Annotated in this window: 17 protein-coding genes and 1 riboswitch; of the genes, 6 read left to right on the forward strand and 11 right to left on the reverse strand. The window is 61.0% G+C overall.

All coding sequences use genetic code 11. The features are described from left to right. Positions 1–64: 64 nt before the first annotated feature. The 6 genes from U5G49_RS32735 to U5G49_RS32760 form a co-directional block, all read right to left on the reverse strand. Positions 65–1,654 carry an ABC transporter substrate-binding protein gene (locus U5G49_RS32735; RefSeq protein ID WP_047620501.1) on the reverse strand — a complete coding sequence of 530 codons (1,590 nt, stop codon included), beginning with the start codon at positions 1,652–1,654 and terminating at the stop codon, positions 65–67. 118 nt (positions 1,655–1,772) lie between these two features. Next, a complete protein-coding gene (locus U5G49_RS32740; protein WP_115157861.1) occupies positions 1,773–2,555 on the reverse strand; it encodes a carnitinyl-CoA dehydratase in 783 nt (260 codons plus the stop codon). 6 nt (positions 2,556–2,561) lie between these two features. Further along, complete coding sequence (locus U5G49_RS32745) at positions 2,562–4,616, reverse strand: acetate--CoA ligase family protein (protein WP_193445938.1); 2,055 nt, start codon at positions 4,614–4,616, stop codon at positions 2,562–2,564. A 4-nt stretch (positions 4,617–4,620) separates the two neighbouring features. Further along, positions 4,621–5,781: an acyl-CoA dehydrogenase family protein gene (locus U5G49_RS32750; protein WP_018246824.1), complete on the reverse strand. Its 1,161-nt coding sequence runs from the start codon at positions 5,779–5,781 to the stop codon at positions 4,621–4,623. A 10-nt stretch (positions 5,782–5,791) separates the two neighbouring features. After that, positions 5,792–7,282: a carnitine 3-dehydrogenase gene (locus U5G49_RS32755; protein WP_115157859.1), complete on the reverse strand. Its 1,491-nt coding sequence runs from the start codon at positions 7,280–7,282 to the stop codon at positions 5,792–5,794. A gap of 7 nt (positions 7,283–7,289) precedes the next feature. After that, complete coding sequence (locus tag U5G49_RS32760) at positions 7,290–8,192, reverse strand: BKACE family enzyme (protein WP_193445937.1); 903 nt, start codon at positions 8,190–8,192, stop codon at positions 7,290–7,292. A 101-nt stretch (positions 8,193–8,293) separates the two neighbouring features. Between U5G49_RS32760 and U5G49_RS32765 the strand changes: the two genes are divergently transcribed. Next, positions 8,294–9,292 carry a GlxA family transcriptional regulator gene (locus tag U5G49_RS32765; RefSeq protein ID WP_026231093.1) on the forward strand — a complete coding sequence of 333 codons (999 nt, stop codon included), beginning with the start codon at positions 8,294–8,296 and terminating at the stop codon, positions 9,290–9,292. On the opposite strand, the gene U5G49_RS32770 is transcribed toward U5G49_RS32765, so the two are convergent. Beyond that, complete coding sequence (locus U5G49_RS32770; protein ID WP_018449117.1) at positions 9,267–10,142, reverse strand: LysR substrate-binding domain-containing protein; 876 nt, start codon at positions 10,140–10,142, stop codon at positions 9,267–9,269. The two genes, U5G49_RS32765 and U5G49_RS32770, sit on opposite strands and share 26 nt — an antisense overlap. A gap of 112 nt (positions 10,143–10,254) precedes the next feature. On the opposite strand from U5G49_RS32770, the gene U5G49_RS32775 reads away from it, so the two are divergent. After that, positions 10,255–11,160 carry a DMT family transporter gene (locus U5G49_RS32775; RefSeq protein WP_018246819.1) on the forward strand — a complete coding sequence of 302 codons (906 nt, stop codon included), beginning with the start codon at positions 10,255–10,257 and terminating at the stop codon, positions 11,158–11,160. A 161-nt stretch (positions 11,161–11,321) separates the two neighbouring features. Further along, a riboswitch (cobalamin riboswitch) is annotated at positions 11,322–11,521 on the forward strand. Positions 11,522–11,740: 219 nt separating this feature from the next. Further along, positions 11,741–12,931 carry a formaldehyde dehydrogenase, glutathione-independent gene (gene fdhA / locus U5G49_RS32780; RefSeq protein WP_018449119.1) on the forward strand — a complete coding sequence of 397 codons (1,191 nt, stop codon included), beginning with the start codon at positions 11,741–11,743 and terminating at the stop codon, positions 12,929–12,931. A 186-nt stretch (positions 12,932–13,117) separates the two neighbouring features. Here fdhA and U5G49_RS32785 read toward each other — a convergent pair whose 3' ends face one another. After that, complete coding sequence (locus U5G49_RS32785; RefSeq protein WP_026231094.1) at positions 13,118–13,924, reverse strand: transporter substrate-binding domain-containing protein; 807 nt, start codon at positions 13,922–13,924, stop codon at positions 13,118–13,120. A 105-nt stretch (positions 13,925–14,029) separates the two neighbouring features. Between U5G49_RS32785 and U5G49_RS32790 the strand changes: the two genes are divergently transcribed. Both U5G49_RS32790 and U5G49_RS32795 read left to right on the forward strand, forming a co-directional pair. Further along, on the forward strand, positions 14,030–16,396 hold the full coding sequence (locus U5G49_RS32790; protein ID WP_115157857.1) for a putative bifunctional diguanylate cyclase/phosphodiesterase: 2,367 nt from the start codon (positions 14,030–14,032) through the stop codon (positions 16,394–16,396). Positions 16,397–16,470: 74 nt separating this feature from the next. After that, positions 16,471–17,055, forward strand: a complete 585-nt coding sequence (locus U5G49_RS32795) for a cysteine hydrolase family protein (protein WP_047620493.1) — start codon at positions 16,471–16,473, stop codon at positions 17,053–17,055. A gap of 79 nt (positions 17,056–17,134) precedes the next feature. Here the strand turns inward: U5G49_RS32795 and speB are convergent, their stop codons facing one another. Next, the gene (speB, locus tag U5G49_RS32800) at positions 17,135–18,190 is read right to left on the reverse strand and encodes an agmatinase (RefSeq protein ID WP_193445936.1); all 1,056 of its coding nucleotides are present in this window, start codon (positions 18,188–18,190) and stop codon (positions 17,135–17,137) included. 96 nt (positions 18,191–18,286) lie between these two features. On the opposite strand from speB, the gene U5G49_RS32805 reads away from it, so the two are divergent. Continuing rightward, the gene (locus U5G49_RS32805; protein WP_193445935.1) at positions 18,287–19,450 is read left to right on the forward strand and encodes an aminotransferase; all 1,164 of its coding nucleotides are present in this window, start codon (positions 18,287–18,289) and stop codon (positions 19,448–19,450) included. Here U5G49_RS32805 and U5G49_RS32810 read toward each other — a convergent pair. Together U5G49_RS32810 and U5G49_RS32815 are read right to left on the reverse strand one after the other, a co-directional pair. Then, a complete protein-coding gene (locus U5G49_RS32810; RefSeq protein ID WP_193445934.1) occupies positions 19,427–19,966 on the reverse strand; it encodes a flavin reductase family protein in 540 nt (179 codons plus the stop codon). The genes U5G49_RS32805 and U5G49_RS32810 overlap by 24 nt on opposite strands. Beyond that, positions 19,963–21,318, reverse strand: coding sequence for an LLM class flavin-dependent oxidoreductase (locus U5G49_RS32815; RefSeq protein WP_193445933.1), 1,356 nt, complete (start codon positions 21,316–21,318; stop codon positions 19,963–19,965). The genes U5G49_RS32810 and U5G49_RS32815 overlap by 4 nt, the downstream gene beginning before the upstream one ends. Between the last annotated feature and the right edge of the window lie 55 nt (positions 21,319–21,373).

Consider the following 21,373-nt stretch of genomic DNA (forward strand, 5'->3'; position numbering starts at 1 on the left):
CGCGGGATTTCATCCCACGGTCCAGGCTTCGTTGGAGATCGGAGGGGCAAACGCCCCCTTGCCATCAGGCGTCCAGCCAGACGCGGGTCGCGACGTAGCCGTTCGACATGTCGTTGCCGATGTCGTGGACATAGCCCTTCACCTGCTTGGTGGAGGCGTTCACGAAGTCGTTGAACATCGGCAGGATCACCCCGCCCTCGTCGCGCACCGTCATCGCCATGGTGCGATACATGTCCTTGCGCTTGGCTTCATCAAGTTCGGAGCGGGCCTGCAGCAGCAGCTTGTCGAAGTCAGGACGCTTGAACTTGGTGTCGTTCCAGTCCGCCGTCGAGAGATAGGCGGTGGAATACATCTGATCCTGCGTCGGACGGCCACCCCAATAAGAGGTCGAGAAGGGCTGGACGTTCCAGACGTTGGTCCAGTAGCCGTCGCCCGGCTCGCGCTTGACCTCGATTTCGATGCCGGCCTTTTTGCAGCTTTCCTGATAGAGAACGGCCGCGTCGACGGCGCCGGGGAAGGCGACTTCGGAGGTGCGCAGAAGGACCGAGCCGCTATGGCCCGACTTCTTGTAGTGGAACGCCGCCTTGTCAGGATCGTAGGCGCGCTGCTCGATGCCTTCGGGGAACAGCGCATAGGTGCTGTTGATCGGGAAGTCGTTGCCGACCTTGCCGTAACCGCCGAGGATCTTCTGCACCATGGTCTCGCGGTCCATGGCGTATTTGAGGGCCAGGCGCAGGTCGTTGTTGTCGAACGGCGCCTTGTCGCAATGCATGATGAAGACGTAGTGCCCGCGGCCGGCAGTCGAGAGGATCTCGACATTCGGCGCGCGCTTCAGCAGGTTGACGGTCTTCGGGTCGACGCGGTTGATGTAGTGCACCTGACCGGACGACAATGCCGCGATGCGGGCGGTGGCGTCGTTCATGCCGATGATCTCGATCGAATCGACATAACCTCGGTCGGAGCGCCAGTCGTCCTTATTCCTTTCGAAGGTGGCGCGGACGCCGGGCTCGAAGCTCGTCATCTTGTAAGGGCCGGTGCCGATCGAGGCCAGCGGATCATCGACGCCGCCGTTCGGCTGAATGACCAGATGGTAGTCGGACAGCAGCAGCGGCATGTCGGCATTGCCTTCGCTGAGGGTCAGCACGAGATTGCCGCCGTCGGCCTTGATCTCCTTGATCGAGCCGAGAACACCGAGCGCGCCGGATTCCGACTTCGCGTCCGTGTGGCGCTTCAGCGTCGCTACAACGTCGTCGATCGTCAGCTCCTTGCCATCGTGGAACTTGACGCCCTTGCGGATCTTGAAGGTCCAGGTGACAGCGTCCTTCGACGGCTCCCAGGATTCGGCAAGCGAGGGCACGGCAGCACCCGTCAGTGGATCGGACTCGACCAGCATGTCACCCCAGCAGCGGCCGATGCAGAACATGACCTGCGATAGGAACTTTGCCGGATCCTTCGAATCGGTGGCCGCACCTCCTTCGAGGCCGAGCTTCAAGTGGCCACCGCGTTTCGGTTCGGCGGCTTCGGCGCTTTCGGTGAAGAGCTTGTCGGCGACGGCAAGTGTGATGCCCGCCGCCATGGCGCGTCCCATGAATTCGCGGCGGCTGAGCCCACCGGCGGTGACACGGCTTGCGAGATATTTCGTGTAGTCGTTCATTCCCCAGTTCCTTCTTTATGGTGCGTTGACAGAACTTCCGGGCAGGTCCGCAGACGGTTTCCTCTCCATCTCCGGTGCCCGCATCATGCGGGAAAACAGTGCGGTTGCTGCCGCGCGGTTATTTTCCTTTCCAAATGGGGCTTCGCTTCTCGGCGAAGGCCCGTGCGCCTTCCAATTGGTCTTCGCTCGAATAGAGCCTGTCGACGGTCGCAAACTGCCGCTTGGTGATCTTGTTCATGGCAGTCTGGAACGTCGAACCCTCCGCTTCGCGCACGATTTCCTTGATGGCCGCATGGACGAGCGGCGGCCCGCTCTCGAGCAGCCTAGCAAGCTCCCATGCTCTCTCCATCAGCCTGTCGGCCGGCAGGACCTCGTTGACGAAACCCCAGCGATGCGCCTCGTGAACGTCGAGCCAGCGACCGGTCAAAAGCATGTCCATGGCGATGTGGTAAGGAATGCGTTTCGGCAGCTTGATCGAAGCTGCATCGGCAACCGTGCCCGAACGGATTTCCGGCAGGGCGAAGGTCGCGTGCTCGGCGGCGATGATCAGGTCGGCAGAAAGCGCAATCTCCAATCCACCGCCGCAACAGATGCCGTTGACCGCACAAATGACCGGCTTGTTGAGATCGCGCAGTTCCTGCAGCCCGCCGAAGCCGCCCACACCGTAATCCCCGTCGACCGCATCACCTGATGCCGCTGCCTTGAGATCCCAGCCGGCACAGAAAAATTTCTCGCCGGCGCCCGAGACGATGGCGACACGCAAGGCCGGATTGTCGCGGAAATCCCGGAAGATCACCCCCAGGGCACGGCTGGTCGCAAGGTCGATGGCATTCGCCTTCGGCCGGTCGATGACGACTTCGAGTACTCCACCGTCATGTCGTGTGCGAATGTGGTCGCTCAACCTTTACTACCTCCTCCGCCGTACGAGGGCATCGACTACGACAACACCATGCCCTTCGGGAAGAACCATCAATGGATTAATGTCGAGTTCCTCCAGGGATGCCGCGTTCTTTACGACATAATCTGCCGTTGCTGAGACAGCACCGACAGCGGCTTCGAGATCGCCTTTTGGCCGCCCGCGATAGCCATAGATCAATTTTGCAAGTTTGAGACGCGAAATTGCCGCGTGAATGTCGGTTTTCGTCGCCGGAAGGGGCAGAATGACGGAATCTTCAAACAATTCAACGAAGATTCCGCCCGCTCCCAAGGTGAGCGACAATCCGAAGACAGGGTCGCGGATGGCGCCGACAATGAGCTCGGCGACCGGTGAATCGATCATTTTCTCGACGAGATAACCGGCATTCGGCGGCATGGCCGCCGCCGCATTTGAGACCGCCTGCATATACTGTAGGTTGAGTGCGACCGCCCCAGCCTCGGTCTTGTGTGCAATGCCGAGCGCTTTGAGCACGACAGGAAAACCGAGCCGCTCAGCCTGCTCGGCCGCTTGACCGGGAGAGGAGGCCACCAGCCCTTGCGGAACCGGAAGGCCGAAGGCGGCAAGCTCGACCTTCGCATCGGCCTCCGTCAGCGTCTCGATCTCGCCATCGATAGAGGACACATCGAGCAGCGGCAGGGGCGGCGGGCGATCCCACGCCTGGCCGATGCCGGCGGCGACTTCCGCAGCCGTGATGGCTTCGTCGATACCGCAGAAGGCAATGATGCCATTTGCCATCAGCCGATCGGCGATCGGCTCCGGCATGTTTTCCGGAAGGGTTGCCAGAAGGCCGGCCAGCGCACCGGTTGCGGCGGCAGCCGTCATGACCGCGTCTGCCGTCATCGCCCATTCGGATGCATCGCAGCGGTCACCGCGGGGGAAGTCGAGGACGACGAGATTGAGGGCATAGCCGCCGTCGAACATGGCGCTGAAGGCTTCGGTCTGGCGTGCGAGATCCCCCCACACGAAGGTGTGGTAATCGAGCGGATTGGAAAGCGTCACCATCTCGCCCAGCACCCGCCGCAGCCGTTGCAATTCTTGCGGCTGCAACGCTGGGAATTCCACATTGCGACCGACGGCGGCATCCGCCATCAGCGAGGCTTCGCCCCCCGAACAGCTCATCGACGAGATCGAATGGCTGGCGAGCGGTCCGGCGACATGCAGCAACTTCAGGGTTTCGAGCAGCGCCGGCAAGGTCTGGACACGGCCAAGGCCGAGGCGGGCGAGCACGGCGTCGGCGACCGCATCGCTGCCGGCAAGCGAGGCTGTATGCGACACCGCCGCGCGTTTTGCCTGCTCGGACCTGCCGACCTTCAGCACGACGACCGGCTTCCTCGACCGCCGGGCCATGGTGGCCAGACGTTCGAGTGCAGAGAGATCGCCGAAACCTTCGACATGAAGGCCGACCGCCGTGACGCGCGGGTCGTCGATCAGTGCGCAGGCGACATCGGCAAGCGATGTCTGCGCCTGATTGCCGGCAGTGACCACATAGGCGATCGGCACGCCGCGGGTCTGCATGGTCAGGTTGATGGCGATGTTGGAGGATTGCGTGAGGATGGCGACGCCACGGTCGATACGCTGCATGCCATGCTGATCGGGCCAGAGCAGCGCACCGTCGAGACCGTTGATCAGCCCGTAGCAATTCGGCCCGAGGATCGGCATGTCGCCAGCCGCCTCCAGCAAGGCCTGCTGCAGCGCGGCACCGTCGCCGAGTTCACCTGTCGCCTCGCTGAAACCCGATGCATAACAGACCGCCCCGCCGGCACCGGCCTCAGAAAGGCTGCGGACAATCTCGACGGTCAGCGTCCTGTTGACGCCGACGAAGGCGGCGTCAGGCGCCGAAGGCAGGTCGGATACGGAGCGATAACAGGGCCGCCCGAGCACCTCTTCGAGCTTCGGATGGACAGGCCAGATCTCGCCCGCAAAACCCATGCGATCGCACTGCTCGATCACCCTGCGCGCCTCGCGGCCGCCAAAGACGGCGATCGTTTGCGGTTTGAGCAGGCGGTCGAGCGGGCGAGGCGTCATCGGCTCACGCTCCCAAGGGTCTAAGCAGGTCGCGGCTGATGATATGCCGCTGGATTTCAGAGGTGCCGTCCCAGATGCGCTCGACGCGCGCATCGCGCCAGAAGCGGGCGAGCGGCAGGTCGTCCATCAGGCCCATGCCGCCGAAGATCTGGATCGCCTCATCGGTGACGCGGGCCAACATTTCGGAGGAGTAAAGCTTGGCCGAGGCGATCTGCCGGTCTGCGGAGAGCCCGGCATCGAGCCGCCAGGCGGCGGCGAGCGTCAGCCAGTCGGCCGCGTCGATCTCGGTTATCATATCGGCGAGCTTGAACGACACGCCCTGATTAGCGCCGATCGGCTTGCCGAACTGTTTGCGCTCGGCGGCGTAGGGCAGCGTCATGTCGAAGACGCGCCGTGCCCGGCCGACGCAGGTGGCGGCAACCGTCAACCGTGTGCCGTAGAGCCATTGATTGGCGATATCGAAGCCGCGATGCACCTCGCCAAGTACCTGGCTCGCCGGAATCCGGCAATCTTCGAAGCTGAGCGTTGAGTTGTGGTAGCCGCGATGCGAAACGGAATCGTAGCCTTTGAGGATTTCGAAGCCCCGCGTGCCGCGATCCACCAGGAAGGCGGTGATCTTCTTCTTGATGCCTTTCGGCGTCTCTTCCTCGCCCGTCGCGGCAAAGACGATGACGAAATCGGCGACATCGGCATGGGAGATGAAATGTTTCGTGCCGTTGAGGACGAAATCGCCACCGTCGCGGCGGGCAGCGCATTTCATGCCGCGCATGTCAGATCCGGCGTCCGGCTCGGTGATGGCGAGCGCGTCGATCTTCTCACCGCGCACTGCGGGCAGGAGGTAGCGCTCTCGCTGCTCGCCCTCGCAGGCCATCAGGATGCCGGAGGGCCGGCCGAAGAAAACCGTCAGCCCCAGGGAACCGCGCCCGAGCTCCCGCTCGACCAGCGTGAAGGTGAGATGGTCGAGGCCGGCGCCGCCGACTTCTTCGGGGAAATTGCAGGCATAGAAGCCAAGATCGATGCATTTGCGCCGGATTTCGTCTCCGAGCTCCGGCGGGACGACACCGCTGCGCTCGACCTGGTTCTCGTGCGGATAGATTTCGGTCTCGACGAAGGCGCGGACCGTCTCGACGATCATTACCTGTTCTTCGCTCAGTCCGAAATTCATGCCGATCCTCCTACCGTTTCTGGCCGACGTGACGGCCAACACCTTCAGGCGCGGCCAAATTCGCATGCGCTTCGGCAATCGACTTGACTTTGTCGAGAATGACGGCCGGCGCCGGTGTCGCCTTGCCGGCCTTGCTGTCGACATGCAGCAACATGTGCTCGGCGGTTGCCAGAGCTTCGCCCGTCACTGTGTCGTGGAGGGTGTGGAAGACATGCAGCCGCTTCTCGTCGACGGAGAGGATCTGGCAGGTCGAATGGATCGCCTGGCCGAGCTTCGCCTCGCCGAGATGGCGGATGTGGGTTTCCACCGTGTAATAGCTCCGCCCCGCCTCGACATAGGCGAGATCAACGCCGATGAGGCGCAGCAATGCATCCGAGGTATCCCCGAAAACCTGCAGATAACGGTGTTCGGTCATATGGCCGTTATAGTCGACCCAGGCGGGGCCGACTTTCGTCTCGACAAGCCGCAGCGGCTTCAACGGGTCGAAAGACGTATTTGCCCTGCCGGCTTCTGCCCAGAGCGATTGCTCGAAGTCTTTCAGCAGCTTGCCGGCGCCCCAGCCCTCGCCGTCGTGACCGCCCTTCAGGGCCTGCAGGATGCCGACGAGGTTTTCGTCGCGGATGCGTTCGAGCTCGCGGATCGACAGTCCAGCCGCCTGTTCATCGGATTGCCGGCCGATCTTTTCGATCAGTGCATCGTCGAGATCGACGACATCGGTGAGCTTGGTCCACGGCCAGGCGAGGCATGGACCGAACTGGGCAAGGAAGTGACGCATACCGGCCTCGCCGCCGGCAATGCGGTAGGTCTGAAACAGGCCCATCTGCGCCCAGCGCAGGCCGAAGGAGTAGCGGATGACGTCATCAAGCGTCTCGACCGTGCAGATATCGTCGTGGATCAGCCACAAGGCCTCGCGCCAGAGCGCTTCGAGCAGCCGGTCGCCGACAAAGGCCTCGATCTCCTTGGCGATGTGGACGCCCTTCATGCCGATCGGCGCCAGTCTTTCCATCGCCGTCTGGATGGTCGCCGCCGAGGTCTTTTCGCCACCGACGATTTCGACGAGCGGCAGCAGATAGACGGGATTATAGGGGTGGGCGACGAAGAGGCGTTCGGGATGCTTCATGTCGCGCTGCAGATCGGTCGGCAGCAGGCCTGAGGTGGAAGAGCCGATCAGGGCGTCCGGGCGCGCCACAGTATCGATCTCAGTCAGCACCCCGCGCTTGAGGTCGAGCCTTTCCGGCACGCTTTCCTGAATCCAGTCGGCGCCGGCGACGGCTTCCTCGAGCGTCTTGCAGAAGGTCAGCCTGCCGCGGGGCGGCAGGGGTGCTCCGGTCAGCATGGCATAGGCTTTTTCGGCGTTGGCAAGCACTTCGCCGACGATGCGGCTCGCTTCCGGATGCGGATCGAACACGTTCACGTCGATGCCGGCCAGCAGAAATCGCGCGATCCATCCGCCGCCGATGACGCCGCCGCCGATACAAGCCGCTTTGGTGATCCCTGTCATGCCGTCCTCAGCGCTTCGTCAGTTTGAGTTTCTTGCGAACGTCTTCCGGACCGATGATCCGGGCACCCATGCCCTCGACCACCTGCACGGCCTTTTCGACGAGTTGCGCATTGGTGGCGAGCTGGCCCTTGACGACGAAGAGGTTGTCCTCCAAGCCGACGCGCACATTACCGCCGGCGAGAACGGCGGCTGCCGGATAGGCCATGGCGTTGCGGCCGATCGAAAAGGCCGAGAAGGTCCAGCTCTGAGGCACGTTGTTGACCATCGCCATGAAGGTATTGAGATCGTCGGGCGCACCCCAGGGAATGCCCATACAGAGCTGGATCAGCACCGGGTCTTCGATCAGGCCTTCCTCGGCAAGCTGCTTGGCAAACCAGAGATGGCCGGTGTCGAAGGCCTCGATCTCGGGCCGCACGCCGAGATCCGTCATCTTCTTTGCCATGGCCCGCAGCATGGCCGGCGTGTTGGTCATGACATAGTCGCCGAGATTGAAATTCATCGTGCCGCAGTCGAGCGTGCAGATCTCCGGCAGGCACTCGGCGACATGGCTGACGCGCTCGGTGGCGCCGGCCATATCCGTGCCCTTAGGATTGAGGGGAAGGGGGCTTTCGACATCCCCGAAGATCAGGTCCCCGCCCATGCCGGCGGTGAGATTGAGGACGACGTCGACATCGGCCGAGCGGATGCGGTCGGTGACTTCCCTGTAGAGATCGTTGCGGCGGCTGGCAGCACCCGTTTCCGGGTCGCGGACATGGCAGTGAACGACCGCAGCACCGGCCTTTGCCGCATCGATGGCGGAATCGGCGATCTGCTTGGGAGTGATCGGCACGTGGCTGGATTTGGAAACCGTATCGCCGGCGCCGGTGACGGCGCAGGTGATGAAGACATCGCGGTTCATCGCAAGAGGCATGCTTTTGTTCTCCCTCGTCTTGTCCGCATTACGCGACAGGATGGATGGCGATGCGTTGCATTTTCGGAAGCAATTGATACATTATCAGAACTCCGAGGGAGGTGGCCTTGCTGCAGCGATCGACGGAACGGCTCGATATCGACCTTCTCGTCCTGCCGGACGCGAACCTGATCCTGATCGCCTCGGTCATCGAGCCGCTGCGCGGTGCCAACCGCATTTCCGGCAGCGAACTCTATCGCTGGCGGCTGCTCACGCCGGACGGAGCACCGGTCCCGACCACCAGCAATATCGCCGTGCCCGCACAAGGCGCTTTCAAGGCGACGACCGAGGATACGCCGCTATTCGTGCTTGCCAGTTACAACTGGCGCCACAGCGCGACGCCGGCCCTCAAGATGCAGCTCTCCCAGGCTGCCCGCTATCGCACGGTGATTGCCGGCATCGAGTCCGGCACATGGCTGCTGGCGGAAGCAAGCCTGCTCGACGGACTGCCGGCGACCGTCCACTGGGAGGACTACGAGGATTTTGCGCTGGCCTATCCTGAGGTGCGGGCCGTCAAGGATCGTTTCGTCATCGACGGCAAGCGGCTGACGACCTCCGGTTCGCTTCCAACCGTCGACCTGATGCTGGAAGTGATCAGGCAGCGGCAGGGTTATTCGCTGGCGCTCGAGGTCAGCCGGCTGTTCCGCTATGAGCAGCCGTCCTTCCATGCCGATGAGTCACTTTCCGCAGCCTCGGCTGGGTTGCGCATGCACGATCCCCGTGTCGCGCAAGCGGTGCGGCTGATGGAGGAGCATATCGAGCAGCCTCTGATTCTTACGCGGCTCGCCCGCAGGGTGGGCATCAGCGCCCGACATCTGCAGGATCTTTTCCAGCAGAGTATCGGCGCGCCGCCGCATGTGCATTATCTCGCCCTGCGCTTGAATGCGGCCCGCCGCAAGGTGATCGAGACGACGGCCTCCTTCGCCGACATCGCGGCGGCAACCGGCTTCAACTCGGCCTCAGCCTTTGCGAGAAGCTACCGGGCGAGTTTTTCCGAAAGCCCGTCGGAGACCCGGCGCCGCTTGCGGCGCCGCATCACGTCATCGGAGGTGCGGGCATAGGCTGGAATGCGTCCCGTATCATTTCGGCAAGTTCCCGAACGGCCTCGCTGGAACGGTAAGTGCTCCGGCGGAGCACGACCTTGGAGGAATCGACCGGCGGGAAACCGTCTTCGGCGGTGAGTTCCCGGCAGCCGGGCGGAATGCTGCTGCGGGAAAGCGTGGTGACGGCAAGGCCTGCGGTCACGGCATTCTTCAGCCCCGAGCCGGTATCGGCGATGAAAGCGATTCGATAGTTGCGGCCGATCTGCTCCAGCGACCGGAGCGCAAAATCGCGTGACCAGGTGGAGTTGCGATAGGTCGCTATCGGCAGGGGATCGATGTCGTGCAGCCTGTGGACCATCGATGTGACCCAGACTGTGGGATCGATACAGATGACCTCGCCTTTCGTCTCATCGCTCCAGTCGAAAACGACGGCCAGATCGAGCTCATCCCGCTCGAGGGCGGCCAAGTTGCGAACTGTGTAGTCGCAGGACACGGTGACCTCGACGGCCGGGTGGCGTACGGCGAAAGCCGCAAGGGCTGCCGGCAGCACCGTCTGGCTGTATTCCTCCGGAATTCCGATGCGCACCGGTCCGTCCAGCGGTTTGCTGCGGATCGTCGCGGCGGCCTCGTTCAGGAGGTCGATTATCCTGCGGGCATAGGGGACGAGCTGTATGCCCTGGCGCGTCAGCAGCACGCCGCGGGCGCCCCGCTCGAACAGGGTTTCGCCGATCGTCTGCTCAAGCCGCTTGATCTGAGTGCTGACCGCCGACTGCGTCCGCCCGATGCGCTGGGCAGCCGCGGAGAAATTGGAGGTCTCGGCAACGACCAGGAAGGTTCTGAGCAGGTCGCTCTCAATCGGTTCATGCATGGGTTAGCCATAGAAAAAATCGATGATAGCTATCTCTACTATTCGTTTGTCTGATGTCAATTCTTGGCGCAGAAATGAACGGCGTTCGACTTCCTTCTTTGAGAATATCTGCGTGACCATTGAAAATCCGGCCAGACGCCTCGCAGGCAGCGAGCACGAGAAGGGTGTGCTTCTCATCATTGCCGCGACACTTGCCTGGAGCGCGAGCGGCGTCTACTCGCGGCTCCTGACGACCGACGTATGGACGGCGATTGCCTGGCGATCGTTGTTCGGCGGCCTGTTTCTGCTGATCCCCTGCCTTTTCCTCGAAGGGGGCATCTCGCGGCAGCAATGGCGATCCGTCTTCCATCCGTCCGGTCTTGCCATGATCGCATGCCAGACCTTCAGTCAGGTATGCTTCATCGGGGCGCTTTACATGACCACCGTCGCCAATGTGACGATGATCTATGCGACCGCGCCCTTTATCGCAGCGTTGCTCGGCTGGGTCATCCTCAGGGAGAGGGTCTCCAGGCGGACGCTGATTGCCGGCGGCATTTCGCTCCTCGGAGTCGCGGTCATCGTCGCCTCGTCGATCGGCGGCGGCACCGGTTGGGGTGACCTGCTGGCGCTCGGCATGACCGCGTCCTTCGCGCTCGTCATCATCATTCCGCGCATCAGTCCCGACGTGCCAAGTCTGCCGCCGACCGTGGTCAGCGCTTTCCTGACGCTCGCACTCTTCGCGCCGTTCGGTTCGGTCGGCTCGCTCGACTTGCACAACTGGATCGTCCTTGCCGCCTTCGGCGCGACCAATTTCTCCCTCGCGCTGGTGCTCTTCCTTGCCGGGGCAAAGCGGATGCCGCCGGCGGAAGCGGCGCTGATCGGCACGATGGAAATCGTGCTCACGCCCTTCTGGGTCTGGCTGCTGTTTTCCGAAGAGCCGCCCGTCGCCACCTTTTTCGGCGGCGCGATCATCCTCGGCGCCGTGTTCTGGCACACGGCAATCGACGTCAGCCGCAGCCGGCGACCGCATCGCGCCTAAAGCCTTTAGGCGGCGATCAAATCTTCCGGGACGATCCGGAAAACCGCCGTATTCGCGGGATCAATTATTTCCGCTACGCAGCGCTATTGCGACTTTGCCGACTGTCGTCTTTGAGCTGCGCCCATGTCGTTTTCTTGATCGCTGTTTTACGTCAGGCATGGTTTGCTTGTGGTGTTCAAGGCGCTATCTCGCAAACTGGCGAAATGGACCATTGGGACGCAGGCCTGACGCCGGCGCTGCCCCGCAGCGGTAGAAGAACTGAAATCCTCAAGGAAATCGCCGGATAGTCATCCGGAAAGATATCGAGATGGATCGAAAGGAGATTCTGGAGCCGGAAACCAGCTCTTGGCATAGCAAATCGACGGATTGCGGCAGACGATCACGAGCGGAACGACAGGCGAAAACCATGGCGTTCACTCCTCTTCTCCATCCAATCTGTCCCTTTTGGAAATTCGAATATCGCCCGATGCGGCGGTATCCTGTGTTGTTGACCGGGCTGCAGAGGAGGCAGGCCGGAGGGAAGGTTGCCATCGACTGCATCGGTTGCAGATCGAGGCATTCAAACAAGTGGGAGGAATTCATGAGCAAAAATAGAGGCGTCGTCTATCTCCGGCCGGGCAAGGTCGAAGTTCGCGACATCGACGACCCGAAGCTGGAAGCGCCCGACGGCCGCCGCATCGAACACGGCGTGATTCTGAAGGTGATCTCGACCAATATCTGCGGCTCCGATCAGCACATGGTCCGCGGCCGCACGACGGCGATGCCGGGCCTGGTCCTCGGTCATGAAATCACTGGCGAGATCATCGAGAAAGGCATCGACGTCGAGATGCTCGAAATCGGCGATATCGTCTCGGTGCCTTTCAATGTCGCCTGCGGCCGATGCCGCTGCTGCAAGTCTCAGGATACCGGTGTCTGCCTGACGGTAAACCCGGCCCGCGCCGGCGGTGCTTACGGTTATGTCGACATGGGCGGCTGGATCGGCGGACAGGCGCGCTATGTCACCATTCCCTACGCAGATTTCAACCTGCTGAAAATCCCCGATCGGGATAGGGCAATGGCGAAGATCCGTGATCTCACCATGCTCTCCGACATTCTGCCCACCGGCTTCCATGGCGCAGTGCGTGCAGGTGTTGGGGTCGGCTCGACCGTCTATGTCGCCGGTGCCGGCCCTGTCGGCCTTGCGGCTGCGGCTTCGGCTCGCATTCTCGGCGCTGCTGTCGTGATGATCGGTGATTTCAACAAGGACCGTCTGGCGCATGCGGCGAAGGTCGGTTTCGAACCGATCGACCTGTCGAAGAGCGACCGTCTCGGCGACATGATCGCGCAGGTCGTCGGCACCAATGAGGTGGACAGCGCCATCGATGCGGTCGGCTTCGAGGCACGCGGCCACTCGGGCGGCGAACAGCCGGCGATCGTGCTCAATCAGATGATGGAGATTACCCGTGCCGCTGGTTCGATCGGCATTCCCGGCCTCTACGTTACCGAGGATCCGGGCGCCGTCGACAACGCCGCCAAACACGGCAATCTGTCGCTCCGCTTCGGCCTCGGATGGGCCAAGGCGCAGTCCTTCCACACCGGCCAGACTCCGGTGATCAAATATAATCGTCAGCTCATGCAGGCGATCCTCCACGACCGGCTGCCAATTGCCGATATCGTCAACGCCAAGGTCATTCCGCTCGACGATGCCGCCAATGGATATGAGAGCTTCGACCAGGGAGCGGCGACGAAATATGTCCTCGATCCGCACGGAGAGGTCGCGAAAGCCGCCTAGAGCAATTCCAGCAAAAGCGCGTAGCGGTTTTGCGTCCGGAATTGCGAGAAAACAAAGGGATAGAGCATTTCCGTGATTCGAAGAAAAACGGAAATGCTCTAGCGACTACGACTGAGGACTTTACCTGATAGGAATGGCCGGCGGAAAGCCGGCCATTCTGCATCGCACAACGATTTGATTGACGAACTACTGGATGCTGAACGGGAAATATTTTGCGTTGATCATGTCGTAGGTCCCGTCCGCCTTGATGCTCTTCAACGCTTCGTTCAGGCGCGCAAGACGCTCCTTGTCATCGAGGCGCAGCGCGATGCCGGCACCCTCACCGAAGTATGTAATGTCGACCAGATCCGGTCCTTTGAACTCGCAGCAGCTTCCTGCCTTGGTGTTGGCAATCCAGTCGTAGATGGCGAGTTTATCCTCGAGGATAATGTCGACGCTCCCGTCCGCCAGACCCTTGTACAATTCGGGCGAAGACCGAAACACCTTCTTTTTCATTTCCGGATAAAGATGGTTGGCATAAGATTCCTGCGCTGTCGACGATGTCACCCCAAGAATTTTATCGTTGAGGGCGGCGGGGCTGACATCGCTGATCGACGAATCCTTCCGGGCGATGAACACAGACGGGCTGTTGTAGTATTTTTCAGTGAAGGCAACCTTTTGACGCCGCTCAAGGCTCATCGACATGGATGAGATGATCGCGTCGTATTTGTCGGCAACGAGATCGGGGATAATGTCGTCCCACTTCTCGATGATAAATTGGCATTCGAACTTGCCAACCTCGCACAGCGCATTGGCAATATCGATGTCGAAGCCCTGAAGTTTGTTATTTGCATCGAGATAGTTGAAGGGCGGAAATGCACCTTCGACGGCAATTCTCATTGGCATGCGATCTTGCGCAGCCACCTCAAGCGGCGAGGTCGCGGCCAAAAAAATACCCATCCCGCCCGCCATCAGCGCTCCGCGCAATATAGTCTGAATGGATATGCGCAACATCGTCGGGAGCTCCTCGGGGCATAGTCGATCTCGCCCCATAGTGCGCCGCAGCCTTTAATTCTACGTGAACGCTTCTTTGTTAGCGTCTGCCAATGCGCCCGTGTCGTGGTGTTCAGGGGTCTAGGCTTGCAGATCGTTCTTCCTTCCAGCTCCAAGACGTTTCAGCAATCCTGGATTGCTTCGGGAAGAATTCTGTTTCTGATTGCCGTCAGCGGGCTTGGAGCGATCGGACTTGTTGTACTCTCGGCGCTCTGGGCAGGGACCGAAAGCGATGCTGCCGCCCTTGATCGACAGCGCCAGCTTGTGAATGCCCGCCTGCGGGAACAGGTCGATCAAGTCGCCCATGTCATCGGCCAGTTCGGCAACGGCTACCTCACACGTGTTTATCCGGCTGCCCGGTCAAGCGGAGGTTCCTCTAGCCTCGATGCCGTTCTGACAGCGGCCGCCGGGAGTGCGATCAGCCAGACCGCAATGTCCGCCTTCGGCTACGATCAGGCCTTTGTCGTCGACGAGAAGGCTCAACTGCTGATGCTGGCGGACGCCCAAACGGAAAAGCGTTATCGCTGGATGAAGCCGCTCTTTTTGCCTCTGCTTCAGGATGCCCGCCTCGGGGTGAGACCAGGCACGGTTTCCAACGAAAGAACGCCGTCCTCGATGGAAAGCCGCCTTGCGAGCCCAGGACGCTCCAACACTGCGTTGGCCAATCTAATGCGGCTGGAAGGTCGGCCGACGATCGTCGGCGTCGTCGCCATCAACGATCCCGAAGAGGGGCAACGGCAGACGATGCGGCAATTCCTGATCGTCGTGCGGTTTATCGATGGTGCGGCGCTGGACGAATTGAGCCGGCAACAGGGCCTCAACGGCGCGCGCTTCGCGCGCACAGCCGATGCAGACGAAAACGAGGTTGCCTTCCAGATCGACGCCACGGCAAATGGCGAACCGATCGGCTTCATCGTATGGCGGCCCGATCTTCCAGGCTCGAGAGTGATCGGCCGATTGATGCCGGCGCTTTCGATTGCCGCCCTGGTGATCGCGATCCTGTTCTCGGTTTTGCTGGTGCGCCTGCGAAGCAGCCTCGGCGAGTTGAGAAAAAGCGAGCTGCATGCAAGACAGCTTGCCTTGCATGACGTGCTCACGAGCCTTCCCAACCGCGCTTTGTTCGCGATGAGGTTCGACGAGTGCCTGGCCGAGACGAAGAATTCGGCCGAGCGCTCGGCAGTCGCGCTTCTCGATCTCGACCGCTTCAAGGCCGTGAACGACACGTTCGGCCATGCCGCCGGCGATGAACTCATCAGGATGGCTGCGGAGCGGATCCACTCCCTGCTTCGTCCGGGCGACACGCTTGCCCGGCTCGGAGGGGACGAATTCGCCCTGCTTCTTCGGGACATCAAAGATCATGATCAGGTTTTGCCGGCAATATGCGACGCGATCGTTGCCGAACTTGGCAAGCCCTTCCCGCTTCTGAGGGGCGAGGCGGTCGCACGGGTCGGCGGCTCGATCGGCGTGACCGTCGTGCCGGACGCCGGACGGAATGCCGATGACATCATGCGCTACGCCGACGTCGCGCTGTACGAAGCAAAGATGGGCGGCAGAGGCCAATGGCGCGTCTATTCACCGTCCATGGACGGCGGCAGGAATGCGCGCGACATACTCAAGAACGAATTGCGGGAAGTTTTGGCCAAAGGCACGGCCTCATCCGCTGACGGTCCACAATCCGACCCGATTGCGAACAAGCCGGACTTCGGATCGCTCGAAGTCTACTACCAAACGGTACATCGCGCCGAGGGCGGCGGATACTCGGCGTCGGGCGCGGAGGCTCTCGTGCGTTGGCGTCACAGTCAGCGCGGACTATTGACGCCTGCCAGCTTCATCCCTGTCGCCGAGGAGGGCGGCCTCATCGACGCTCTCGGTTTCTGGGTATTGCGCGAAGCCTGTAGAGCCGCCTGCAAATGGCCTGAAAACACATTTGTTGCGGTCAACGTGTCTCCCGCCCAGTTGAGAAGACCAAATTTTGCCGAGGAAGTATTCGCCGTGCTCCAGGAGAGCGGCCTGCCGCCGTCCCGGCTCGAGCTCGAGCTCACCGAGTCCTCGCTCATCGAGGATAACTCGGACGTCTATACGGTGCTGAAGTCGCTGCGCAGCCAAGGTGTTCAGATTTCGCTCGATGATTTCGGAACCGGCTTTTCATGTCTCAGCCATCTGCTACGCTTCGATATCGACCGCATCAAGATTGATCGTTCGTTCGTCTCACAGCTCGGCACGAAAGCCAACGGGGCGGCCATCATTGGCGCCATCGTCGCGCTTAGCCGCAACCTCGGTATCTCGACGACGGCTGAAGGGGTCGAAACCGAATATCAACGCGACTTTCTGGCCGCCCTCGGCTGCACCGACCTCCAAGGCTACTTCTTCTCCAAACCGGTTCCTCTTTGCGACCTTGATAGTTTCCGGACAGCTGAGAGTGCTGTCGCCTGAGAGGCTTTTGATCTTCCGCCAGGAACTTTCGCCGCGCGCGGCGGTTGACGCCCGAAGACCGAGTGGAGGATGTGATGGGCGAGGTCGGGGAGTGGCGGCACCTTTGCGTCGATATGCAGCGGATGTTTGCCGAAGACACGCCGTGGCACGTTCCCTGGATGGCACGGATCTCTCCCCAGATCGAAGAGCTGGCCGGGCGGCACTCGTCGCGAACGATCTTTACCCGCTTCCTGCCACCCGAGCATGCCGACGACATGCCGGGGAAATGGCGGGATTATTACCAGAAATGGTGGATGATGACGGGTGAGCATCTTCCGCGCGGATTCATCGATCTCGCCCCATCGCTGGCGTCGTTGGTTCCACCGGCAAGGCACTTCGACAAGCGCACCTATTCCCCCTGGATTGACGGCCGCCTGCATCCGATCCTTCAATCGGAGCGGGTCGATACCCTTATTATAACGGGTGGTGAAACGGATGTATGCGTGCTGGCCACGACGCTCGGCGCAATCGATCTCGCCTATCGTGTCATCGTGCTGAAGGACGCCGTCTGTAGCGGCGCCGACGATACGCATGACGCGTCACTGGAACTTCTGCATGATCGGTTCTCCGTGCAGCTCGAACTCATGAAGACCGAAGAATTTTTGAGCGAGTTTGGCTAGAGCCTGGTGTGGCGATACAGCCTTCACAGCAATACTGCTCATCGCCACGAATGACATGGAGATGACCGATGGGTCGGCCTTAGCGTTTGCCGATCGACGGACTAAACACCATGAGGCTCAGAATCTCAAAGAGCACCTGTGCTGCGCCGTGCGCCGTGTTGGTCGTTGCGTCATATTGCGGGGCAACTTCGACGACGTCACCGCCCACCAGGTTTATCCCTTTCAGCCCGCGTATCAGTTCAAGGACTTCACGCGTGGTCAATCCACCGACCTCGGGCGTGCCCGTGCCGGGCGCAAAGCTCGGATCGAGGCTGTCGACGTCGAAGGAAAGATAGGTCGGGCCGTCGCCGACGATGGATTTTGCCTTGGCAACCACGGCCGCAATCCCCATTCCGCTGATGTCCTCTGCGTGGATGACGGTCATTCCCGACGCATAGGAGAATTCCCACAAATATTCCGCCGAACCACGGATGCCAATCTGGATTGTCCGTGTCGGATCGAGCACGCCGTCCAGCACCGCATTGCGGAACGGCCCGCCGTGATGAAACTTCGTCTGATCAAAAGCGCCGCTTGTATCGCAGTGGGCATCAATATGAATGAGGCCGACCGGTTGCTGCCGACCGATGGCCTTCAAAATCGGGTGGCTGATGGAATGATCGCCTCCAACGGAAAGCGGGGCAACGCCGGCATCGACGATCTGGCCGATGCGCTTTTCGATGTCGTCATGGCTGAGTTCCAGCCGGTAACGGCTTTGGAACGATATGTCGCCGATATCGGCGACCCGAAGATCGAAGACCGGCGCCGTGGCAAGGACGTGATTGTAGGGGCCGATCCTTTCGATGGCGCGAAGTGCTCTCGGTCCGAAACGCGAGCCTGGACGATTGGTGACGCCAAGGTCCATGGGGATCCCGGTGATTGCAACCTGGAGATTGCCGAAATCCGGATCCTCGGCTGCGACCTGCATGTAGGGTGCGCTGAGGAAGGTCGGCACTCCGGCGTATGGCGCCAGTCTCGTGCCGCTCTTGGAGATGATCTTCTCCGCCACTTTGCGAAACTTCTCATCGAATATCTCGCCGCCATTGGCGTCTGCAAATTCTGCGCGCAGCTGTTCGAGCCGCGTTTTGTCCCACACCATGCGCATGCATCTCCGCTTCAGGTCCGTCTCGTCAGACAAAGAGGTTGAGAAAACAATTGGTATCGTTGTAGCAATCGGTATCAAAGAGAAATCGACATGATCGCTGCAAAACCCAACTCGCTCGTTGCCCGCCTCTCTGCCCCGCCCATTCCTTCCGTCGTCGCCTGGAGCCGCGAATACAAAGGAGAAAAAGGGCCGCTCATCGATTTGTCGCAAGCCGTGCCCGGCTATCCTGCGCATCCGGAGATGCTTCGGCTTCTTGCCGAGGCGGCCGGACAACAGGCGATGACGGGATACGGGCCGATCGAGGGCGAACCTCTGTTGCGCAAGACCTACGCGGCTCACGTTGCCGAGCTTTACGGCGCCGACCTTTCCGCCGGTAATATCCACATTACCGCCGGCTGCAATCAGGCGTTCATGTGCGCAGCGATCGCGCTTGCGGGCGCCGGCGATACCGTAGCACTGACCAATCCCTTCTATTTCAATCACGATACGACGCTGTCGATGCTGGGGATCGGGCGTCGATTGGTCGATTGCGACGCCGCCGCCGGCTTCCTTCCCGATCTGAGTTCGGCCGAGGCTGCACTTGCGGCCGGCGCGAAGATACTTGCCGTCGTGACACCCAATAATCCCACCGGAGCCGTGTATCCACCCAGCCTGCTTCACAAGCTTTTTGTGCTCTGCCGGAAATACGGCGCCTGGCTGATCCTCGATGAAACCTATCGCGATTTTCTTGGCGAAGATTACGGGCCGCCGCACTCTCTTCTCTCCGAGCCGGGCTGGGAGGACACGCTCGTTCTTCTCTACAGCTTCTCGAAATCCTTCTGCATTCCCGGTCACAGACTGGGTGCAATCACGGCAGGCCCCAAACTCATCGCCGAGATCGCCAAGGTGATGGACAATATGCAGATCTGCGCGCCGCGTTCGGCTCAGATCGCCGTTGCTGCGGCGATCCCGGCGCTCGCCGAGTGGCGAGCCGGTAACCAGCTGGAGATCACTCGCCGCGCGGATGCGTTGAGGCTGGTCTTTTCCGGGCTGCCGGATTGGGAGATCGCCGCGATAGGCGCCTATTTCGCCTTTGTCCGCCATCCCTACGCTGATCGATCGTCTTCAGAGGTTGCCGAAAAACTCGCCAAGGAATCCGGCATTGTTTGTTTGCCCGGAGCCTATTTCGGGGAAGGGCAGGAGCGCTACCTCAGACTTGCCTTTGCCAACGCGGATGTCGCCTCGATAAAGCTATTGTCCGAGCGCCTTCGATAGACGGTTTTGATCAACCTCCGCCGGAAGTTGGTGATAACCACCGCGCCAGTAAAGTAACGGTCCTATGCCCTGCCGAATTTCGATCGCGCAGACATGTCCGACCAGAATCGCATGGGAATTGTAGTGGAATGCGGTTTCGAGCTTGCAGTCCAGGACCGTGAGGGCCTTTTCAAGGACCGCCGCACCAGTCTTGAGGCGATACCATCCGGCGTTGCCGTAGCGTTCGGCGCCCTTTCGCCCGTCAAGACCGGCAAAGGATTGCGCCACCTGCTGCTGGTCGGCAGCGAGCACGTTGACACAAAAGCAGCCGTATTGCTGCAGCGCCGGCCATGAGGAAGACGCTCGGTTGACACTGACGATGACGGAAGGCAACTCCGCCGAAAGCGAGGAGACCGACGTTGCGGTGAAGCCGGTGCGGTCTTTACCGTCGCCGACCGTAATCACGCTGACCGCACCCGCCAGATGACGCATCGAAAACTTGAAGTCCGCCTCGCTGATCAAAGGCTCGGCACTCATCGGGCTGGCTCTTTCGTTTTGACAAAGCGGTTTACAGGCTTTGAAAGACCGAGGTTTTCACGCAAGGTCTTGCCCTCGTACTCCTCACGGAACAGCCCGCGGCGCCGAAGCTCGGGCAGGACCAACCGCACGAAGTCGTCGAGACTGGACGGCAAGGTGGGGAACATCAGGATAAAGCCGTCGGCGGCACGCGTCTCAAACCATTCCTCCATGAAGTCGGCAATCTGGGCTGGCGTGCCTGTGATGCCATTTCCGGTATGCTTCTCGGCATAGTGCCGGATGAGTTCGCCGACGGTGTGGCCGCTTTTCACGAAATCGACCAGTTCGTCGAACAGGGCGCGTGATCCCTTTGGCGCCGCCGGCAGCCGATCCATGGGGAAAGGCTTGTCGAGCGCCACGTCGCGCAGGTCCGCCTCCAGAAATTCGGAGAGCATCAGCAGGCCGACATCCGGATGCATCTTGTCGATCAGATAGTCGACCTTCGCCTTTGCCTCGGCTTCAGTTTCACCGACGTTGATCACGATACCCGGCATGATTTTCAGGTCGTCCGGATCGCGTCCATGGGCCGGCATCCGGCGCTTGACGTTGTCGTAGAAGGCACGGTTTCGGTCGATATTCGATGCGAGGCTGAAGACGATCTCCGCCGTGCGTGCCGCCATGTCCATTCCGGGTTCCGAACCGCCCGCCTGGGCGATGACAGGACGACCCTGGGGCGTTCGCGCGATGTTGAGGGGTCCGCGAACCTGGAAGTGCTTGCCTTTGTGGTTGAGCGTATGGTGCTTGTCTTTGTCATAGTAGACACCGTTTTCACGGTCGAGAAGCAGTGCGCCATCCTCGAAGCTGTCCCAGAGGCCGAACACGACATCGACGAATTCGTTGCCGCGCTCGTAGCGCAGCGCATGCGGGTCGAGCCCCTCGCGGTTGAAGTTGTAGCCGGTTTCGTCGTGATCGGAGGTGACGACGTTCCAGCAGACACGCCCCTTGCTCAGATGGTCGATCGAGGCGAACAGACGCGCGACATTATATGGCTCGTAATAACTCGTGGAGACCGTCGCCACGAGACCGAGATCGTTGGTGGTGACCGCCAGAGCCGAGAGCAGCGAGAGGGGTTCGAAGCGGTTCATCTTGGTCGGAATTCGGGCAAGCGCATTCGGATCGCCGACGGCGGCGGCAGGAGAATCCGCCATGAACATGAAATCGAATTTGGCCGCCTCGGATCGCTTGGCGACATCGAGCAGATGAGCGAAGTCGTTGGCGCCATTGACGTCGCTTGCCGGATGCAGCCAGGAGGCCGGATGAAAGCCGAACGTATAGACGAAAGTCCCGAGTTTCATCTTGTCGGTCCGCGCCATTGAGTTCTCCTGCCATTGTCCGCCACGCCGTCCCCTTGAAGGCGACTGCGCAAAT

The sequence above is a fragment of the Rhizobium indigoferae genome (assembly GCF_034554815.1).
Classification (GTDB): domain Bacteria; phylum Pseudomonadota; class Alphaproteobacteria; order Rhizobiales; family Rhizobiaceae; genus Rhizobium; species Rhizobium leguminosarum.